We start from the raw sequence: 22,190 nt of genomic DNA, 5'->3' as shown, positions 1-22,190 counted from the left end.
CTGGTGAGTGCGTCGTATGAGAGGGTCGTCGAGGCGCTGCGGCGGTCGGTGGCCGAGGCCGGCGAGCTGAGGGAGCGCAACCGTCAGCTCCTCGGCGCGTCCCGGGAGCCGATCGCCATCGTCGGGATGGCCTGCCGGTTGCCGGGTGGCGTAACCGGGCCCGCGGACCTGTGGCGGCTGGTGTCCGAGGGCCGGGACGCGGTGTCGGGCTTCCCGACGGACCGCGGCTGGGAACTGGAGACCCTGTTCGATCCGGACCCCGACCACTCGGGCACCTCGTACGTCAGCCAGGGCGGTTTCCTGCACGAGGCGGGGCTGTTCGACGCGGGCTTCTTCGGGATCTCGCCGCGTGAGGCGCTGGCCATGGATCCGCAGCAGCGGCTGCTGCTGGAGGCATCGTGGGAGGCCTTCGAGAACGGCGCCGTCGACCCGACGTCGCTGAAGGGCCACGACGTCGGCGTGTTCGTCGGCGCGGCCCCGCAGGGCTACGGGTCCGGTCCGATCGGGCCGGAGATGCAGAGCTTTGCGGGCACCGGGGTGGCGTCGAGCGTGGCCTCGGGCCGGGTGTCGTACGTCTTCGGTCTCGAGGGGCCCGCGGTCACGATCGACACCGCGTGTTCGTCGTCGTTGGTGGCGATGCACCTCGCGGCGCAGGCGCTGCGGCAGGGCGAGTGCTCGATGGCACTGGCCGGCGGGGCGATGGTGATGTCCAGCCCCAACTCCTTCGTCGTGTTCTCCCGGCAGCGCGGGCTGGCGGCGGACGGGCGGTGCAAGGCGTACGCGGACGGCGCGGACGGGATGGGCCTGGCCGAGGGCGTCGGCATGGTGCTCCTCGAGCGCCTGTCGGTGGCCCGGGAGCGCGGACACCGGGTCCTCGCCGTGCTGCGGGGTAGCGCGGTGAACCAGGACGGCGCGTCGAACGGGCTGACGGCGCCGAACGGCCCGTCCCAGCAGCGGGTGATCCGCAGCGCCCTGGCCAACGCCGGCCTGTCCCCGTCCGAGGTGGACGTCGTCGAGGGCCACGGGACCGGAACGTCCCTTGGTGACCCGATCGAGGCGCAGGCGTTGCTGGCGACGTATGGGCAGGGCCGCGATCCCGGGAAGCCGTTGTGGTTGGGGTCGTTGAAGTCGAACATCGGCCATGCGCAGGCCGCCGCTGGCGTGGCCAGCGTGATCAAGGTGGTGCAGGCGTTGCGGCACGGGGTGATGCCGCCCAGCCTGCACGTCGACGAGCCGACCACCGGGGTGGACTGGTCAGAGGGGGCGGTCGAGCTGCTGACCCAGGCACGCCGATGGCCGCGGGACGGACACCCGCGCCGAGCCGGTGTGTCGTCGTTCGGGGTCAGCGGGACGAACGCACATCTGATCATCGAGGAGGCACCCGAGGAGCCCACCGACGAGGTGACGACCCATGGGGTTGTGCCGCTCGTCGTGACGGCTCGGAGCGCGGCATCGCTGGCCGGTCAGGCGGATCGGCTGGCCGCGTCCATCCAGGAGGCGGGGATGCCGCTCGCGGGTGTGGCCGGCGCGTTGGTCTCGGGCCGGGCGGTGCTGGACGACCGCGCCGTCGTGGTGGCGGGTTCCGCCGAGGACGCGGTGGCCGGGCTCGGTGCGCTCGCCCGTGGCGAGGACGCCGTCGGTGTGGTGACCGGCAGCGGCCGCGCCCCCGGGAAGGTGGTGTGGGTGTTCCCCGGCCAGGGCTCGCAGTGGATCGGCATGGGCCGCGAGCTGTTGAACTCCTCGGCTGTCTTCGCCGAGCGGGTCGCCGAGTGCGCGACCGCCTTGAAGCCGTGGATCGACTGGTCGCTGGAGGACGTGCTGCGCGGCGACGCCGACCCCGACCTGATGGACCGCGTCGACGTGCTGCAGCCGGCCAGCTTCGCCGTGATGGTCGGCCTGGCGGCGGTGTGGGCGTCGGCGGGCGTACGGCCCGACGCCGTGCTGGGCCACTCGCAGGGTGAGATCGCGGCGGCGTGTGTGGCGGGGGCGCTGTCCCTCGAAGACGCCGCCCGGGTGGTGGCGCTGCGGAGCCAGGCCATCGCCTCGGCGCTGTCGGGTCGCGGTGGCATGGCCTCCGTCGCGTTGAGTGAGGACGACGTTCTCACCCGGCTGGCGCCGTGGGCGGACCGCGTCGAGGTGGCGGCGGTGAACAGTCCGTCGTCGGTGGTGATCGCCGGTGACGCCCGGGCGTTGGACGAGGCGCTGGAGTCGTTGGCGGGTCAGGGCGTCCGGGTGCGACGGGTGGCGGTGGACTACGCGTCGCACTCGCGGCACGTGGAGGACATCCGCGACACGCTGGCCACGGCCCTGGCCGGGATCACGGCGCAGGCGCCGGTGGTGCCGTTCCACTCAACGGTGACCGGCGAGTGGATCCGGGACGCCGGAGTCGTGGACGGTGACTACTGGTACCGGAACCTGCGCAACCAGGTCAGGTTCGCCCCGGCGGTCGCCGACCTGCTCGGCCGGCAGTTCGGGATCTTCCTTGAGGTCAGCGCGCATCCGGTGCTCGTCCAGCCGATCAGCGAGCTCGTGGACGACGCCGATGTCCTGGTCACGGGCTCGCTGCGGCGTGACGACGGTGGTCCGCGACGGCTGCTCACGTCGATGGCCGAGCTGTTCGTCCGCGGCGTCCCCGTGGACTGGGCCGCGATGCTGCCGGCCGGGGCGGCGTCCGCGCGGGTGGAGCTGCCGACCTACGCCTTCGACCGCCAGCACTACTGGCTCCGGTCGGCCGACGCGGCGACCGACGCGGCGTCGCTGGGTCAGTCGGCGACGGACCACCCGTTGCTCGGCGCGGTGGTGCGGCTGCCGCAGTCGGACGGGGTGGTGTTCACCTCACGGCTGTCGTTGCAGTCGCATCCGTGGCTGGCCGACCACGCGATCGGCGGCGTTGTGCTCTTTCCCGGCACCGGTCTGGTGGAGTTGGCGCTGCGGGCCGGCGACGAGGTCGGCTGCCCGGTGCTCGACGAGCTCGTGACGGAGACGCCGCTGGTGGTGCCCGAGCACGGCGGCGTCCGGGTCCAGGTCGCGGTGGGCGGACCGGACGACAACGGCGGGCGCCCGGTGGCCGTGTACTCGCTGCGCGAGGACGAAGCCGACGGGTGGACGCGGCACGCCACGGGTGTCGTGTCGGCGACGCCGAGCGGCACCGGCACGGGGTTCGACTTCACGGCGTGGCCGCCCTCGGGCGCGCAGCGGGTCGAGGTCGGAGACCTCTACACCGACCTGGTCGAGCGTGGTTACGCGTACGGGCCCGCGTTCCAGGGGGTGCGGACGGTGTGGCGGCGGGGCGAGGAGGTGTTCGCCGAGGTCGCCCTGCCTGAGGAGCATCGCGAGGAGGCTGCCGGGTACGGCATCCACCCCGCGTTGCTGGACGCGGCCCTGCAGACCGGCACCGTCGCCGCCGCGGCAGCCGGGACGGAAGAGCAGCCCGGACGGTCGGTGATGCCGTTCGCGTGGAACGGGCTCGTGCTGCACGCCGTGGGTGCGTCGGCGTTGCGGGTCCGGGTCGCGCCCGGTGGCCCGGACGCGATGACCGTCGAGGCCGCCGACCAGGCCGGCGGTCCGGTCCTCACGATGGACTCGTTGGTGTTGCGCGCCGTCTCCACCGAACAGGTGGACGCGACGGGTGCCAACTCCCTGTTCCAGGTCGACTGGACCGAACTGCCCGCGGTCGCGGGGCAGCCGTCGCCGTCGTGGGTGGCGGTGGCCACCGCCGACGACGTGGCCGCCCTGACCGAGCCGCCCGCAGCGGCATTGCTGGAGGCGGTCGGCGACGGCGACGCGCTGGCCGTGACGTCGCGGGTGCTGGCGGTCGTGCAGGCGTGGCTGACGGCAGCCGAACTGGACGAGTCGCGGCTCGTGGTGGCCACCCGGGGCGCGATGCCCGCCGGCGACGGCGTGGTGACGGACCCGGCCGCGTCGGCCGTGTGGGGTCTGGTGCGTGCCGCCCAGGCAGAGAACCCGGACCGGATCGTGCTGCTGGACTGCGATCCCGCCGCCTCCGACGGACCGCAGGCGGTGCTGGGTGCGGTGCTGGCCAGTGGGGAACCGCAGGTCGCGGCGCGCGGGATGACCCTGTCCGTGCCGCGTCTCGCCCGCGTCGGCCCGGCCGCGGACTCCCCGGCCGGGTTCGGCCCGGACGCGACGGTGCTGGTCTCGGGCGCCGGATCGTTGGGCGCTCTCGCGGCCCGCCGCCTGGTTACTCGGCACGGTGTGCGGCGTCTGGTGCTGGCCAGCCGCCGGGGCCGCGACGCCGACGGGGTGCCGGAGCTGGTCGCCGAGCTGACCGAGCAGGGCGCCGACGTGTCGGTGCGGGCCTGTGACCTGTCCGACCGGGATCAGGTCGCGGCCCTGCTGGCGGAGCAGCGTCCGACCGCTGTCGTGCACACAGCGGGAGTGTTCGACGCCGGGGTGGTCGGGGCGTTGACCCCGGACAAACTGGCCCGGGTGTTCGCACCGAAGGTCGACGCGGCGCGGCACCTGGACGAGTTGACCCGCGACCTCGACCTCGGCGCGTTCGTCGTGTACTCGTCCGCCTCGTCGATCTTCATGGGCGCGGGCAGCGGCGGCTACGCGGCCGCCAACGCCTACCTGGACGGCCTGATGGCCCATCGCAGGGCGGCGGGCCTGCCGGGGCTGTCGCTGGCCTGGGGGCCATGGCAGCAGCTCACCGGCATGGCGGACACCATCGACGACCTCACTCTGGATCGGATGAGCCGGCGCGAGGGGCGCGGGGGCGTCCTGGGTCTCGGGTCCGAGGATGGCATGGATCTGTTCGACGCCGCTCTGGCGTCCGGGCCGGCGCTGCTGGTGCCGGTCAAGCTGGACCTGCGGGAGGTCCGTGCCGATGCTGCCACCGGCGGCGGCGTACCACACCTGCTGCGAGGCCTGGTCCGGGTGAGCCGGCAGTCGGCGCGGGCGGCGTCCGCCGGGGACGGTGGGCTGGGCCGCCGACTCGCCGAGCTCGCCCCGGCCGACCAGGAGGCACTGCTGCTGGACCTGGTACGTGCCCAGGTCGCGGTCGTGCTCGGGCACTCCGAAGCGGGTGCCGTCCGGGTGGACGGGGCGTTCAAGGACGCCGGGTTCGACTCGCTCACGTCGGTGGAGCTGCGCAACCGGCTGCGCGAGGCGACCGGTCTGAAGCTGCCCGCAACCCTGGTCTTCGACTACCCGAACGCGCAGGTCCTCGCCCGTCACCTGCGCGACGAACTCGCCGTCGACGAGATGTCCCCGGTCGACTCCGTACTGGCCAATCTCGCCGGCCTGGAGTCGGCGATCGGGTCCGCGGCCTCCGACGACGAGGCCCGCGACCGCATCACCACGCGCCTGCGGGAACTGCTGAACGCAGCGGAGGCGGCGGCCGATCCGGACCCGTCCGACGATGACCTGGAAGCCGCCAGCGACGACGAACTCTTCGCCCTCGTCGACCGCTTCGCCTGACCACCGCACGACCCGCACGCTGCGGATCCACCGACGGCAATCGCACACGGACATCCCCTGGGAGCTGAGTTCAATGGCTGACGAGGCACAACTCCGCGACTACCTCAAGAGGGCCATCGGTGACGCCCGCGACGCCCGCAGGCGGCTGCGTGAGGTCGAGGACCAGGCGCGGGAGCCGATCGCCATCGTGGGTATGGCGTGCCGGTACCCGGGCGGGGTGTCCTCGCCGGAGGACCTGTGGCACGTGGTGGCGAACGGGGTCGACACCGTCGCCGGCTTTCCCACCGACCGCGGCTGGGACCTCGCGGCCCTGTTCGACCCGGACCCCGACCGTCCGGGCACGTCGTACACGAGCCAGGGTGGCTTCCTCGACGGTGCGGGACTGTTCGACGCTGGATTCTTCGGGATCTCGCCGCGTGAGGCGCTGGCGATGGATCCGCAGCAGCGGTTGCTGCTGGAGACCTCCTGGGAGGCGATGGAACGGGCGGGCGTCGACCCGGTGTCGTGGAGAGGCAGCGACGTCGGGGTGTTCGCCGGGCTGTCCAGCCAGGGCTACGGGGCCAGCTCCGGTCGTCAGGTCGCGCCGGAGCTCGAGGGTTTCGCGGGCACGGGTGCCGCCCCGTGCATCGCGACTGGCCGAGTGTCGTACGTGCTCGGTTTCGAGGGGCCCGCGGTGACGGTGGACACGGGGTGTTCGTCGTCGTTGGTGGCGATGCACCTGGCCGTGCAGGGACTGCGGCAGGGCGAGTGTTCGGCGGCGCTGGCGGGCGGCGCGATGGTGATGGCTCAACCCGGCTCCTTCCTGTCGTTCTCCCGGCAGCGAGGGCTGGCCACCGATGGGCGGTGCAAGGCGTACGCGGACAGCGCGGACGGGATGGGCTTGGCCGAGGGTGTCGGCATGGTGCTCCTCGAACGCCTGTCGGTGGCCCGCGAGCGTGGGCATCGGGTGCTGGCGGTGCTGCGGGGCATCGCGGTGAACCAGGACGGCGCGTCGAACGGGCTGACGGCGCCGAACGGCCCGTCCCAGCAGCGCGTGATCCGCGCCGCCCTGGCCAATGCCGGGCTACGGGCGTCCGAGGTCGACGTCGTCGAGGGCCACGGTACGGGCACGGTGCTGGGTGACCCGATCGAGGCGCAGGCGTTGCTGGCCACCTACGGCCAGGGCCGCGCCCCGGAGCTTCCGCTGTGGCTGGGCTCGGTGAAGTCGAACATCGGGCACACTCAGGCGGCGGCGGGCGTGGCCGGCGTGATCAAGATGGTGCAGGCGCTGCGGCACGGCGTCCTACCGGCGACGCTGCACGTACAGCAGCCCAGCACCGAGGTGGACTGGTCCGCCGGCGCGGTGGAGTTGCTGACCGAGGCGCGCGAGTGGCCTCGGGGCGAGCGTCCGCGCCGGGCGGGGGTGTCGTCGTTCGGGATCAGCGGGACGAACGCGCACCTGATCATCGAGGAGGCACCCGAGGATCCGGCGCCGGCCGAACGGACGCCCCCCGACGGGGTGGTGCCGCTGGTGGTATCGGCGCGCAGCACCGGGGCGTTGACCGGGCAGGCCGGGCGGCTCGCGTCGTACCTCGAGTCGGGTGCGGCGTCGCTGGCCGGTGTGGCCGGCGCGTTGGTGTCCGACCGGGCACTGCTCGGCGAGCGTGCCGTGGTGGTGGCCGGCTCTGGTGAGGAGGCGCTCGCCGGCCTGGCGGCGCTGTCCCGCGGCCAGGACGCCGCCGGCTTGGTGACCGGCAGCGCCGGGGTGCCGGGGAAGGTGGTGTGGGTGTTCCCGGGTCAGGGTTCGCAGTGGCTCGGAATGGGCCGTGAACTGCTCGGATCCTCGCCGGTCTTCGCCGAGCGGATCTCCGAGTGTGCCGCCGCCCTGGCGCCGTGGGTCGACTGGTCGCTCGTGGACGTGCTGCACGGCGAGACCGCCCCCGGAATGCTGGACCGGGTCGACGTGGTGCAGCCGGCGAGCTTCGCGGTGATGGTGGGCCTTGCCGCGGTGTGGGCGTCGGTGGGCGTGGTTCCCGACGCCGTGGTGGGCCACTCGCAGGGTGAGATCGCAGCGGCCTGTGTGGCGGGTGCGTTGTCGTTGGAGGACGCGGCTCGGGTGGTGGCGCTGCGCAGCCGGGCCATCGCCGCGAAGCTGTCCGGCCGGGGCGGCATGGCGTCGGTCGCGCTGAGCGAGGACGAGGCGGTCGCACGGTTGCGGCCGTGGGCTGACCGGGTCGAGGTGGCGGCGGTGAACAGTCCGTCATCGGTGGTGGTCGCCGGCGATGCCCAGGCGTTGGACGAGGCGCTGGAGGTGTTGTCCGGCCAGGATGTTCGGGTCCGGCGAGTGGCGGTGGACTACGCCTCGCACACCCGACACGTGGAGGACATCCGGGAAGCACTCGCCGACGCGCTGGCGGGGATCACGGCACAGGCCCCGGTGGTGCCGTTCCACTCGACCGTGACGGGGGAGTGGATCCGGGACGCCGGGGTCGTCGACGGCGCGTACTGGTACGCGAACCTGCGTAACCAGGTGGGGTTCGGGCCTGCGGTGGCCGACCTGGTCAGGCAGGGACATCGGGTGTTCGTGGAGGTCAGTGCGCACCCGGTGCTGGTGCAGCCGATCAGCGAGATCGTCGACGACGCCGATGCCGTGGTGACGGGGACGCTACGTCGGGACGACGGCGGCCCGCGACGGCTGCTGACCTCGATCGCCGAGTTGTTCGTCCGAGGCGTCGCGGTCGACTGGAACGGCGTCCTTCCTCCTGTCACAGGGCATGTGGACCTGCCCACCTATGCGTTCGACCACCAGCACTTCTGGCTCCAGGCCGAGGAGTCCGCGACCGACGCGGCGTCGCTTGGTCAGTCGGCGACGGGTCACCCACTGCTGGAAGCGATGGTCCAGTTGCCCCGATTCGGCGGCCTCGTGTTCACCTCACGCCTGTCGCTACGGTCGCATCCCTGGCTGGCTGACCACGCGGTGGACGGGGTCGTGCTCCTGCCCAGCAGTGCGCTGGTGGAGTTGGCGGTGCGGGCCGGCGATGAGGTGGGGTGTCCGGTACTGGACGAGCTCACGACGGAGTCGCCGCTGGTGGTGCCCGAGCACGGCGGGGTCCGGGTGCAGGTGGCCCTGAGCGGACCGGGCGAGAACGGCGTGCGGACCGTGGACGTGTACGCCCTACTGGACGGCGGGGAGGGGTGGACGCGGCATGCCACCGGCGTTCTGTCCGCCGCGCAGTTGCCGGTCAAGGATGTCGACTTCACGGCGTGGCCGCCACCAGGTGCCCAGCAGGTCGAGGTTGAGGACTTCTACCCCGACCTGATCGAGCGTGGTCACGGCTACGGGCCCGCCTTCCAATGCCTGCGCGCGGTGTGGCAGCGGGGCGAGGAGGTATTCGCCGAGGTCGCCCTGTCGGACGACATGCGTACCCAGGCGGACCGCTTCGGTGTTCATCCCGCCTTGCTGGACGCGGCCCTGCAGCCGACGCTGCTCAGCGTCGCTGGCGGCCCGGACGAGCCGTGGCTGCCGCTCGACTGGAACGCGATGGCGCTGCACGCAGCCGGCGCCTCGGCACTGCGGGTGCGGCTGGTGCCCGGCCGGCCTGGCACTGTCTCGCTGGAGGCGGCTGACGGGGTCGGCGCTCTGGTGCTGACGGCCGACTCGGTCGTGTCCCGGCCGGTGTCCGTGGAGAAGATCGCTGCGACGACGGATACGCACGACTCGCTGTTCCGCGTGGAGTGGACCGAACTGCCCGCCACGGCGGTGGACCCGGTCGACAGTCGGCCCGACGTCGAGGTCCTGGAGGTGGCCGGAGAGCACGACGCCCTTGCCGTGACCTCGCGGGTGCTGGCTGCTCTGCAGACGTGGCTGGCTGGGCCGGAGGAGTCGCGGCTGGTGGTCGTGACTCGAGGGGCGGTGCCTGCCGGCAACGGGATGGTGGCCGATCCGGCCGCGGCGGCGGTGTGGGGGCTGATGCGTTCTGCTCAGGCCGAGAACCCGGGCCGAATCACCCTGCTGGACCTGGATCCCGACGGTGCCGTCGAGCAGCTGCTGGGGTTGGTGCTGGCGAGCGAGGAACCGCAGGCCGCGGTGCGCGGAGGGGCCCTCTTCGTGCCGCGCCTGGCCCGTGCCGATGAGCAGGCGCGGGAGGCTCCCGCCGTGTTCGATCCGGAAGGGACTGTCCTGGTTTCTGGTGCGGGCGTGCTCGGGGCGGTGGTGGCCCGGCAACTGGTGGTCCGGCACGGTGTGCGGCGTCTCGTGTTGGCCAGCAGGCGGGGCCCGGACGCTGACGGTGTGGCCGACCTGATCGCGGAGCTGACGGAGCATGGCGCCGAGGCATCGGTCGTCGCCTGCGACCTGTCCGACCGGGACCGCGTGTCGGCCCTGCTGACGGAGTACCGCCCGACCGGTGTCGTGCACACGGCGGGTGTTCTCGATGACGGTGTGATTGAGGCGTTGACTCCGCAGCGGTTGGCGCGGGTGTTCGCGCCCAAGGTGGACGCGGTGCGGCATCTCGACGAGCTGACCCGCGGCATGGACCTCGATGCGTTCGTGGTGTTCTCGTCCGGGTCGGGCGTGTTCGGCTCTCCCGGGCAGGGCAACTACGCGGCGGCGAACGCCTTCCTGGACGCCGTGATGGCGAACCGTCGGGCGGGTGGCCTACCTGGGTTGTCGTTGGCGTGGGGCCTGTGGGAGCAGGCCACCGGCATGACCGAGCATCTCGGCGGGGCGGACCAGGCGCGGATGAGCCGCGGCGGCGTGCGGGCGATGACGCCGGCGGAAGGCATGAAACTGTTCGACGCCGCGCTGGCGTCCGAGCGGGCGCTGCTGGTACCGGTCAAGCTCGACCTCCGGGGGGTGCGTGCCAGCGGTGTGGTGCCGCATCTGCTGCGCGGTCTGGTGCGGTCGGGACGGCAGCAGGCGCGGACCGCGGCCGGCGGGGACGGTGGGCTGGCCCAGCGGCTGGCCGGACTCGCCCCGGCGGAGCAGGATTCGCTGCTGTTGGACCTGGTGCGTGCTCAGGTCGCGGTCGTGCTCGGGTACTCCGGAGCGGCGGCCGTTCGTTCGGACGGGGCGTTCAAGGACACCGGGTTCGATTCGTTGACGTCACTGGAGCTGCGCAACCGGCTGCGGGAGGCGACCGGCCTGAAACTGCCGGCCACGATGGCGTTCGACTACCCCACCCCGTACCTCCTCGCGCGTCACCTGCGCGACGAGCTCGGCACCGGCGGCGACGCGATCGCCCAGGTCAACACCAGGATCGGGGAGGTCGAGTCGCTGATCGGCAGCCTGGCACTCGACGAGTCCACGAGGTCCGCCATCACGCTTCGCCTCCAGGGGCTGGTGGCCAAGTGCAACGGGGTCCGCGAGCAGGCGGACGTCGCGTCGGTGGCGGAGCAGCTCGAATCCGCGTCTGCCGACGATGTCCTCGACTTCATCGACGCGGAACTCGGACTCACCTGACATCGGTTCGAGGCTCCCCACCCCATCAACACCTTCGTGAGGACAGACGAGAATGGCCACGGACGAAAGACTCCTTCAGTACCTCAAGCGCGTCACGGCCGAACTGCACACCCTGCGCCAGCAGGGCTCGCGGCACGCCGATGAGCCGCTGGCCGTCGTGGGCATGGCGTGCCGGTTCCCCGGAGGTGTGTCGTCGCCGGAAGACCTGTGGCGGCTGGTGGCCGATGGGGTGGACGCCCTCTCCGACTTCCCCGAGGACCGGGGCTGGAACCTGGACGGCCTGTTCGACCCGGACCCCGACCGTCCCGGCACCTCGTACACCAGCCAGGGCGGCTTCCTGTCGGGCGCTGGGCAGTTCGACGCCGGCTTCTTCGGCATCTCGCCGCGTGAGGCGCTGGTGATGGACCCGCAGCATCGGTTGCTGCTGGAGACGTCGTGGGAAGCCTTGGAGGACGCCGGCGTCGACCCGGCGTCGGTGAAGGGCACTGACGTCGGGGTGTTCTTCGGCGTGTTCACCCAGGGCTACGGGGCCGGCTCGATCACGCCGGAGCTGGAGGGCTTCGCTGGCACCGGGTCGGCGTCGAGCGTGGCGTCCGGCCGGGTGTCGTACACCTTCGGCTTCGAAGGACCGGCGGTCACGATCGATACGGCCTGTTCGTCGTCGCTGGTGTCGATCCACCTGGCCGCACAGGCGTTGCGGCTGGGTGAGTGCTCGATGGCGCTGGCCGGTGGCGCGACCGTGATGCCGACGCCCGGCACCTTCGTGGCGTTCTCCCGGCAGCGGGTGCTGGCCGCCGATGGGCGGAGCAAGGCGTTCGCCGCGGCCGCGGACGGCACCGGCTGGTCCGAGGGTGTCGGTGTCGTGGTGCTGGAGCGCCTGTCGGTGGCGCGTGAGCGCGGGCACCCGATCCTGGCGGTGCTGCGGGGCAGCGCGGTGAACCAGGACGGCGCTTCGAACGGTCTGACCGCTCCCAACGGACCGTCGCAGCAGCGGGTGATCCGCAAGGCGCTGTCCGGCGCCGGGCTGACGCCATCGGATGTGGACGCCGTGGAGGCCCACGGGACGGGGACCGCGCTGGGTGACCCGATCGAGGCGCAGGCGCTCATCGCGACCTACGGTCAGGGCCGCGAGCCGGACCGGCCGCTGTGGCTGGGCTCGATCAAGTCCAATATCGGTCACACGCAGGCAGCCGCAGGCGTGGCCGGTGTGATCAAAATGGTGCAGGCGCTGAGGCACGGCGTCCTGCCCCCCACGCTGCACGTGGACGAGCCCACGCCGCAGGTCGACTGGTCCGCTGGCGCGGTCGAGTTGCTGACCGAGGCCCGCGGCTGGCCGAGCAACGGTCAGCCGCGCCGGGCCGGCGTGTCCGCATTCGGGATCAGCGGGACCAACGCGCACGTGATCCTCGAGGAGGCGCCCGCCGCCGACGACGCGACGGATTCGACGGATGCGCCCACCGGGCTGGTGCCGCTGGTGGTCTCGGCGGGCAGCGCGGCCTCGCTGACGGCGCAAGCGGGTCGGCTCGCATCGTTCCTCGAAGGTGCCGAGGTGCCGCTGGCGCGGGTGGCTGGGGCGTTGCTGTCCGAACGGGCGCTGCTGGGTGAGCGCGCCGTGCTGTTCGCGGGTTCGACCGAGCAGGCGCTGGCCGGGCTGGGCGCGCTGGCGAGCGGTGAGACCGCGCCCGACGTGGTGACCGGTTCGGGTGTGCCGGGCAAGGTCGTGTTGGTGTTTCCGGGGCAGGGCTCGCAGCGAGTCGGCATGGGCAGTGGGCTGTACGAACGGTATCCGGTGTTCGCGCGGGCGTTCGACGAGGCCTGCGAGCACTTGGACTCGTGTCTGGCCGGGTGGATTGACCACCCGGTGCGGGACGTGGTGCTGAACAGGGTGCCGCGCAGTGGTGACTTCCTGAACCAGACGGTGTTCACGCAGGCCGGCCTGTTCGCCCTGGAATGCGCGCTGTACCGGCTCGTGGAGTCGTGGGGCGTGCGACCGGATGTGGTGATCGGGCATTCGATCGGCGAGATCACCGCTGCCTACGCGGCCGGGGTGCTGTCGTTGGCCGACGCGGCACGGGTGGTCGCGGCCCGCGGCCGGCTCATGCAAGCGCTGCCGCCGGACGGGGCGATGGTCGCGGTGGCCGCCAGCGAAGCGGAGGTCGTCGAGTTCCTGGGCGACAACGTGGAGCTCGCGGCGGTCAACGGCCCATCCTCCGTCGTGCTCTCCGGCGACCACGACGCCGTCCTCGTGGCAGCGGACCGGCTGCGCGAGCGCGGACACAAGGCAAAGCAGCTCGTGGTCTCGCACGCGTTCCACTCGCACCAGATGGAGCCGATGTTGGCCGGGTTCGCCGCTGAGCTCGCCGGCGTGGCATGGCAGTCGCCGGCGATCCCGTTGGTGTCGAACGTGACCGGCCGGCTGGCGGAGCCCGGCGAATTCGCGGACCCACGGTACTGGGCCGAGCACGTACGCCGGCCGGTGCGGTTCGCCGACGGGATCGCGGCCGCGGTGGAGCACGGCGGAACCCTGTTCGTGGAACTCGGACCGGGTGCGGCGCTGACCGCGATGGCGGCGGAGACCGCCGTGGTGATGGACACCGAGGTCATCTGCGTCCCGGCCCTGCGCGACGGCCGCCCGGAGGATCGGACACTGCTCACCGCGGTCGCCGAGTTGTTCGTCCGCGGTGTCCCCGTCGACTGGACCACGATGCTGCCGCCGGTGACCGGGCACGTCGACTTGCCGACGTATGCCTTCGACCGTCAGAACTACTGGCTCCCGCCAGGCGAGTCTGCGGCAGACGCCGCGTCGCTGGGGCAGTCCGTGGTCGACCATCCGCTGTTGGGTGCGGTGGTGCGGTTGCCGCAGTCGGACGGGCTCGTGTTCACGTCGCTACTGTCTATCCGGTCGCATCCGTGGCTGGCCGATCACGCGATCGGTGGCGTGGTGCTTGTCGCGGGGACCGGGTTGGTCGAGCTGGCGGTCCGCGCGGGCGACGAGGTCGGGTGCGGGGTGCTCGAGGAACTCGTGATCGAGGCACCGATGGTCGTCCCTGAGCGCGGCGGTGTGCGGGTGCTGGTGGCTGTTGGTGGCCCGGGAGAGACCGGGACGCGCACGGTGGACGTGTACTCGCGGCGCGACGACGTGGATGCCTGGACCCGGCATGCCACGGGATTCCTGTCGGACGGGCCGGCGGCGCAGGGCTCCGGGTTCGACTTCGCCGCGTGGCCGCCGCAGGGTGCGCGGCCGGTCGAGTTGGCGGACTTCTACCCAGACCTGGCGGATCGTGGCTACGCGTACGGTCCGTCGTTCCAGGGGTTGCGGACGGTGTGGCGGCGGGGCGAGGAGGTGTTCGCCGAGGTCGCGCTGCCGGAGGAGACCCGCACGCAGGCGGGCGGGTTCGGCATCCACCCCGGGTTGCTGGACTCTGCCCTGCACGCGGGCATGCTCGGCACCGCGGCGGCGGAGGATTCCGGGCCGCCGGTGCTGCCGTTCGCATGGAACGGGATGGTGCTGCACGCTGCCGGCGCGTCGGCGCTGCGGGTGCGGATGGTGTCCGCCGGGCCCAGCGCCATCTCGGTGGAAGCGGCCGACGAGACCGGTGCTCTCGTGGTGTCGGTGGATTCGCTGGTGTCCCGGCCGGTCTCCACCGCGCAGCTCGATGCGGCGGCGCACCCCCGCGACTCGTTGTTCCGGGTGGAGTGGACCGCGCTGCCCGCCACTGCCGCGGAGTCCACGCCCTCCTGGGTGCCGGTGGCGACCGTCGACGACGTGGCGGCCCTGGCTGACGATGCGCCCGCGGTGGCGGTGTTCGAGGCGGTCGGCGGGGACGATGCGCTGGCCGTGACCGCGCAGGTGTTGGGCCTCGTACAGGTGTGGCTTGGTGCTGGGCCGGAGGGGTCGCGGCTGGCGGTGGTGACTCGGGGTGCGGTGCCCGCCGGTGACGGCGTGGTGGCTGATCCCGCCGCGGCGGCGGTGTGGGGTCTGGTGCGTTCCGCGCAGGCCGAGAACCCGGACCGGATGATCCTGCTGGATCTCGATTCCGACGGCGATGTCGAGCAGGTGTTGGGGGCTGTGCTGGCTTCGGGAGAGCCGCAGGTCGCCGTTCGTGGCACCGTGCTCTCGGTTCCGCGGCTCGCCCGCGTCACCGACCAGGCGGGCGATGCTCCCACCGTGTTCGGTCCGCAGGGGCCGGTCCTGGTCACCGGCGGCACCGGGTCGCTGGGCGCGCTGGTCGCGCGGCATCTCGTGTCCCGGCACGGCGTACGGCGGCTGGTCCTGGCCAGCAGGCGTGGTCGGGATGCCGACGGTGCGGGGGAGTTGGTCGCCGAGCTGACCGAGCAGGGCGCGGCGGTCTCCGTCGTCGCGTGCGACGTGTCGGACCGAGACCAGCTGGCGGCCCTGCTGGTCGAGCATCGTCCAGCGGGTGTGGTGCATACGGCAGGGGTGCTGGACGACGGTGTGGTCGGGGCGTTGACTCCCGACCGGCTGGCCACCGTGTTCGCGCCGAAGGTGGACGCGGTGCGGCACCTGGACGAACTCACCCGGGACATGGATCTCGACGCGTTCGTGGTGTTCTCGTCGGCGTCCGGTGTGTTCGGATCCGCCGGTCAGGGCAACTACGCGGCGGCGAACGCCTTCCTGGACGCGGCGGTCGCCCGACGTCGAGCGGCCGGCTTGCCGGCGGTGTCGCTGGCGTGGGGCCTGTGGGAGCAGACCGATGGCATGACCGCTCACCTTGGCGGCGCCGACCAGGCACGGGCGAACCGCGGAGGTGTCCTGGCGATCACGCCCGCCGAAGGCATGGCCCTGTTCGATGCCGCGGTGGGGTCTGAGCAGGCGCTGCTGGTTCCGGTCAAGCTGGACCTTCGGGCGACCCGCTCGAACGTGCCGTACCTGCTGCGCGGTCTGATCCGGCCGACCCGGCAGCAGGCGCGCGCCGCCGCCAGGGATCATGGGCTGGCCCGTAGGCTGGCCGGTCTCGAGCCGGCCGAGCAGGAGGCACTGCTCCTGGACCTGGTGCGCGGTCAGGTCGCGCTCGTGCTCGGGCACACCAACGCGGACGCTGTGCGTCCGGACACGGCGTTCAAGGACGCCGGATTCGACTCGTTGACGTCAGTCGAGCTGCGCAACCGGCTGCACGAGGCGACCGGGCTGAAGTTCCCCGCGACACTGGTCTTCGACTACCCGAATCCGGTCGCGCTCGCGCGTTACCTGCGTGACGATCTGAGCGACAGGGTGGCCGGCACGCCGACGACAGTCGTCCCGGTGGCGGATCCCGATGAGCCCATCGCGATCGTGGGCATGGCCTGCCGGTTGCCCGGCGGCGTGGCGAACCCGGACGACCTGTGGCGGCTGGTGTTCGAGGGCCGCGAGGGCGTGTCGCCCTTCCCCGAGGACCGCGGCTGGGACCTGGAGGACCTTTTCGACCCGGACCCCGACAACCGGGGCACGTCCACCACCAGCCAGGGCGGCTTCCTGCAGGACGCGGCGCTGTTCGACGCCGGGTTCTTCGGGATCTCGCCGCGTGAGGCGTTGGCCATGGACCCGCAGCAGCGCCTGCTGCTGGAGGTGTCATGGGAGGCCCTGGAGGGCGCCGGCATCGACCCGAACTCGTTGAAGGGCAGCGATGTCGGCGTCTTCACCGGGGTCTCCGCGCAGGGCTATGGGATCGGTGTGCCCGTGCCCGATCTGGAGGGCTTCGCGAGCACGGCCGGAGCATCGAGCGTGGCGTCCGGGCGGGTGTCGTACGTGTTCGGGTTCGAGGGACCGGCGATCACGATTGACACGGCGTGCTCGTCCTCGCTGGTGGCGATGCACCTTGGCGCGCAGGCACTGCGGCAGGGCGAGTGTTCGATGGCGCTGGCCGGCGGTGCGACCGTGATGGCGACGCCGGGCACCTTCGTGGCGTTCTCCCGACAGCGGGGCCTGGCCGGGGACGGGCGCTGCAAAGCGTATGCGGACGGCGCGGACGGCACCGGCTGGGCCGAGGGCGCCGGGGTGGTGGTCCTGGAGCGGTTGTCGGTGGCGCGAGAGCGGGGTCACCGGGTGCTGGCCGTGCTGCGGGGCAGCGCGGTGAACCAGGACGGTGCCTCGAACGGTCTCACGGCGCCGAACGGGCCGTCACAGCAGCGGGTGATCCGCCGCGCCCTGGCGAGCGCCGGTCTCAGTGCGGCTGAGGTGGATGTCGTCGAGGGGCACGGGACCGGGACGGCGCTGGGAGACCCCATCGAGGTGCAGGCCCTGCTGACCACCTATGGACAGGACAGGGAGCCCGGCAAGCCGTTGTGGTTGGGCTCGATCAAGTCGAACATCGGCCACGCGCAGTCGGCAGCGGGCGTCGCTGGCGTGATCAAGATGGTGCAGGCGCTGCGCCACGACGTCATTCCTCCGACCCTGCACGTGGACGCGCCCACGACCCAGGTGGACTGGTCCGGGGGTGCGGTGGAGTTGCTGACGGAGGCACGGGAGTGGCCGCGGAACGGTCATCCGCGGCGCGCGGGTGTGTCGTCGTTCGGGATCAGCGGGACGAACGCGCACCTGATCATTGAGGAGGCGCCCTTCGATGAGGCACAGCCCGTCGCGGACCCGGCCTCCGATGTCGTGGTGCCGTTGGTCGTGTCGGCGCGGAGCGCTGGTTCGTTGACCGGACAGGCCCTGCGGCTGGCACAGTTCATCAAGGACTCGGGCGAGGCGTCGCTCGCGGGTGTGGCTCGGGCGTTGGTGTCCGGGCGGGCCGTGTTCGCGGAGCGGGCCGTCGCGGTGGCGGGGTCCCGTACGGAGGCGCTGGCCGGGTTGCGGGCGCTGGCGCGAGGCGAGAACGCGCCCGGTGTGGTGATCGGCAGGACGGCTGCCTCGGGTCTGCCGGGGAAGCTGGTCTGGGTGTTTCCGGGCCAGGGTTCGCAATGGGTGGGCATGGGGCGCGAGTTGCTGGACGCGTCCCCGGTGTTCGCTGAGCGGGTCGCCGAGTGCGCCTCGGCGTTGGAGCCTTGGGTTGACTGGCCTCTGGTGGACGTGCTGCGGGGCGAGTCCGATCCCGAGCTGATGGAGCGGGTCGATGTGCTCCAGCCCGCGAGCTTCGCGGTGATGGTGGGACTGGCGGCGGTGTGGTCCTCGGTCGGTGTGGTTCCAGACGCGGTCATCGGACATTCTCAAGGGGAGATCGCCGCGGCGTGTGTGGCGGGTGCGTTGTCGCTGGAGGACGCGGCGCGGGTGGTGGCGTTGCGTAGCAGGGCCATCGCCACCGAGCTCTCCGGGCGTGGTGGCATGGCCTCGGTCTCGCTCAGCGAGGACGACGTCGCGGTGCGGCTGGCGCGATGGGCTGGTCGGGTCGAGGTGGCGGCGGTCAACGGGCCCGACTCAGTGGTGATCGCCGGGGATGCCGAGGCGTTGAGCGAGGCGCTGGACGCGCTGTCCGATGACGGCGTCCGGGTGCGTCGGGTCGCGGTGGACTATGCCTCGCACACGCGACACGTGGAGTGCATCCGCGACACCCTGGCCGACGCGCTGGCTGGAATCGATGCGCAGGCGCCGGTGGTGCCGTTTCTGTCCACCGTGACCGGTGAGTGGATCCAGGACGCCGGGGTTGTCGATGGCGGCTACTGGTACCGGAATCTGCGCCACCAGGTGGGTTTCGGTGCCGCCGTGGCCGACCTGGTCGGCCAGGGTCACCGGGTGTTCGTCGAGGTCAGCGCACACCCGGTGCTGGTCCAGCCGATCACCGAGGTCACCGATGACACCGATGCGGTGGTCGTCGGGTCGCTGCGACGTGACGAGGGCGGGCTGCGCCGACTGCTCACCTCGATGGCGGAGCTGTTCGTCCGGGGTGTCGCGGTGGACTGGAGCGTCGTCCTGCCTGCCCCGGCCGTGCGCGTGGACCTCCCGACCTACGCCTTCGACCATCAGCACTACTGGCTCCACGCGGCCGAGGCCGCCACCGACGCCGCCTCGTTGGGGCTGGCCGGAGCCGACCACCCGATGCTCGGCGCGGTCGTGCATCTGCCGCAGTCCGACGGCCTGGTGTTCACCTCACGCCTCTCGCTGCGGTCCCACCCCTGGCTGGCCGACCACGCAGTCAGAGGTGTCGTCATCGTTCCCGGCGCCGGGTTGGCCGAGTTGGCCGTGCGCGCCGGGGACGAGGCCGGGTGCTCGGTTCTCGACGAACTCGTGATCGAGGCGCCGCTTGTCGTCCCCCGACACGGCGGGGTCCGCGTACAGGTCGCACTCAGCGGACCGGGCGAGACCGGCGCACGCACCGTCGACGTGTTCTCCCAACCCGACGGCGCCGCCGGAGAAGTCGGCGCGGACCGGTGGGTCCGGCACGCCACCGGCGTGCTCGCGGTCCCCGCGGAGCGAGGGCGCAGCGGCACCGGCTTCGACTTCACCACCTGGCCGCCCCCCGGCGCACAGCCGCTGGACATCGGTGGTGGCTACGGTCGACTGGCGGAGGTGGGCTACGGCTACGGGACCACGTTCCAGGCCGTCCGGGCGGTGTGGCGGCGCGACGAGGAGATCTTCGCCGAAGTCGCACTGTCCGAGGAACACCGCAAGGAGGCCGGCAGGTTCGGCATCCACCCCGCCCTGCTGGACGCGGCCCTGCACTCGACCCTCCTCGCCGCGTCCGCTGCTGACGAGTCGGACAAGCGGGAGCTGTCGCTGCCGTTCGCGTGGAACGGGCTGCGACTGCACGCGGCTGGTGCCGCCGCGTTGCGGGTGCGGGTCACCAGCCCCGAACCCGACGCGATGGCGCTGGAAGCCGTGGACGAGGCCGGTGGTCTGGTGGTGACGATGGAGTCGCTGGTGGGCCGGCCGGTGTCCAACGAGCAACTGGACGTCGCGGCGGCGGGACCCGCACTCGCCGACTCGTTGTTCCAGGTGGAGTGGATCGGGCTGCCTTCGGATCGGGGTGGGCCCGCGCCGTCCTGGCTACCCGTCGCGGACGCGGAACAGGTGGCGACCGTGGCCGACGACGTGCTGTCGGGGACGGCGGACGCCCCGGCGGTGGCGGTCATGGAAGCCATCGGCGGCACCGACGTGCTGGAGCTGACCACCCGGGTGTTGGACGTGGTCCAGTGCTGGCTGGATGGGGGCGGGTTCGAGGAGTCGCGGTTGGTGGTCGCGACGCGAGGCGCGGTGCCCGCTGGCGATGGCGTGGTGACCGATCCCGCGGGTGCGGCGGTGTGGGGCCTGGTTCGTGCCGCCCAGGCGGAAAACCCCGACCGGATCGTTCTGGTCGACCTCGACCCGGCCTCCGGCGACGGGACGGAATCCGTGCTGGGTGCGGTGCTGGCTTCTGGTGAGCCGCAGGTCGCGGTGCGTGACGCGGCGCTCTCGGTGCCGCGGCTGACCCGTGTCGCCGGTTCCACACCGGACGCCGGGGAGGTGTTCGGTCCCGACGGAACGGTGTTGATCACCGGTGGCACCGGTGCGTTGGGCGGTCTCGCGGCCCGCCATCTGGTCACCCGGCACGGGGTGCGGCGTCTGGTGCTGGCCAGCAGGCGTGGTCCGGATGCCGAGGGCGCGACGTCCCTCCTCGCCGAACTCACCGAGCAGGGCGCCGACGCGGTGGTGGTGGCCTGTGACATGTCCGATCGCGAGCAGGTGTCGGCCCTGCTGGCGCGGTACCGCCCGACTGCTGTCGTGCACACGGCCGGCGTAGCGGATGCCGGGGTGATCGGGACGGTGACCCCGGAGCGGCTGGCGGAGGTGTTCGCGCCGAAGGTGGACGCGGTGCGGCACCTGGACGAGTTGACTCGCGACCTGCACCTCGACGCGTTCGTCGTCTACTCGTCGGTGTCGGCGGTGTTCATGGGCGCTGGTAGCGGCAGTTACGCGGCGGCGAACGCGTTCCTGGACGGGCTGATGGCCCACCGCCGGTCGCTGGGCCTGCCAGGCGTGTCCTTGGCCTGGGGTCTCTGGGAGCAGACGCGCGGCATGGCGGCCGGTACTGACGACCTCGCCAAGTCCCGGATGAGCCGGCGCGGCGGACTCCTGGCGCTGACACCCGAGGAAGGCATGAAACTCTTCGATGCCGCCGTCGGTTCCGGGAGAACGCTGTTGGTGCCGGCCAAGCTGGACCTCCGCGGAGTCCGCGCGGACGCGGCAGCCGGCGGCGCGGTGCCGCACATGCTGCGTCGCCTGGTCCGGGTGGGCCGGCAGCAGGCACACACGTCGGCCGGCGTCGAGCCTGGGCAGCTCGCCGAGCGGCTGGCCGGACTGCCGGCCGCCGAGCAGGCCAGGGTCCTGCTCGACCTGGTGCGGGCTCAGGTGGCCGCGGTCCTCGGCTACAGCGCGACCCACCACGTCGACGCGGACCAGGGACTGTTTGAGATCGGCTTCGACTCCCTCACCGCCATCGAGCTCCGCAACCGGCTGCGCGACCTGACCGATCGGAAGATCGCAGCCAATCTCGTCTTCGCCCATCCGACACCAGAAATGATCACCGCGCACCTGTACGAGCTGATGCACGACGACCAGGCCGCCATCCCGATGGCGATCTCCGTCTGAAGAAGGGTGACGACGTGTTCGATGTAGACGGCTATCTACGGCGGATCGGCTGCGGTGGAGAGACCGGTGTGAACCTCGATACGTTGCGGACGCTGCACAAGAGGCATCTCATGGCGATTCCGTACAGCAGTCTCGCGTACGACATCGCCGACGGGATGGACGTTGTCGACCTCGACGACGACGCGGTGTTCGAGCGGAGCATCGTCGACCGGCGCGGGGGCGCCTGCTACCACCTGAACCGCCTGTTCTACCGACTCCTCTGCGAGCTGGGCTACGACGTCACGCTACTGGCGGGTAGCACCATCGAAGGTCGGGCCGCGTTCGGCACCGACGTCGAGCACATGTTCGGCTCGGTCGCCCTCGACGGCGACGAGTGGCTGGTGGACGTCGGCTACCCGGGCCCGACCTACGTCGAGCCGCTGCGGGTCTGCGACACGGTGCAGACCCAGTGCGGGAGCCAGTTCCGGCTGGTCGACCACGCGTCAGGGCTCGCGCTGCAACGCAGGGGAGTGGCCACCCGCTGGGGCGTCGTCTACACCTTCACGATGAAGTCCCGGCAGTGGAGCGACTGGAAGGAGCTGGAGGACAACTTGCGGGAGATCCTGTCGGACCCGGGGCGGGACGACACCCAGGAGATCCTGTGCGGCCGGGCCGTCGAAGACGGTCAGGTGTTCATGCGACAGCGGCGGTACCTGACCGTCCGGAACGGCCGTGAACAGGTGCGCGCCATCACCGACGACGACGAGCACCGGATGCTGCTGTCCCGCATCCTCTCCGGCGACGTCGGCTGAGCCAGCTCTCGGTCGG

Annotated in this window: 3 protein-coding genes and 1 pseudogene; all 4 read left to right on the top strand. The window is 72.1% G+C overall.

Annotated features, from left to right (window positions below):
• Positions 1-3 precede the first annotated feature (3 nt).
• Positions 4-5,442, top strand: a pseudogene (locus ACFY3U_RS13760) (beta-ketoacyl synthase N-terminal-like domain-containing protein); the annotation flags it as partial.
• A complete protein-coding gene (locus ACFY3U_RS13755; protein WP_387200111.1) occupies positions 5,384-10,882 on the top strand; it encodes a beta-ketoacyl synthase N-terminal-like domain-containing protein in 5,499 nt (1,832 codons plus the stop codon). The pseudogene ACFY3U_RS13760 and the gene ACFY3U_RS13755, both read left to right, overlap by 59 nt.
• Before the next feature lie 52 nt (positions 10,883-10,934).
• Complete coding sequence (locus tag ACFY3U_RS13750) at positions 10,935-21,383, top strand: type I polyketide synthase (protein WP_387200109.1); 10,449 nt, start codon at positions 10,935-10,937, stop codon at positions 21,381-21,383.
• Between the two features lie 68 nt (positions 21,384-21,451).
• Complete coding sequence (locus ACFY3U_RS13745; protein WP_387200635.1) at positions 21,452-22,174, top strand: arylamine N-acetyltransferase; 723 nt, start codon at positions 21,452-21,454, stop codon at positions 22,172-22,174.
• Positions 22,175-22,190: the final 16 nt, after the last annotated feature.

It is taken from the genome of Micromonospora sp. NPDC000089 (assembly GCF_042899365.1).
GTDB lineage: Bacteria > Actinomycetota > Actinomycetes > Mycobacteriales > Micromonosporaceae > Micromonospora.
The sequence above is the reverse complement of the archived record's forward strand: the minus strand, read 5'-3'. Positions and strand labels throughout refer to the sequence as shown.

Coding starts and splice junctions, on each gene's coding strand:
- ACFY3U_RS13755 (WP_387200111.1), top strand. CDS start 5,384: ATGACCTGGAAGCCGCCAGCGACGACGAACTCTTCGCCCTCGTCGACC.
- ACFY3U_RS13750 (WP_387200109.1), top strand. CDS start 10,935: ATGGCCACGGACGAAAGACTCCTTCAGTACCTCAAGCGCGTCACGGCC.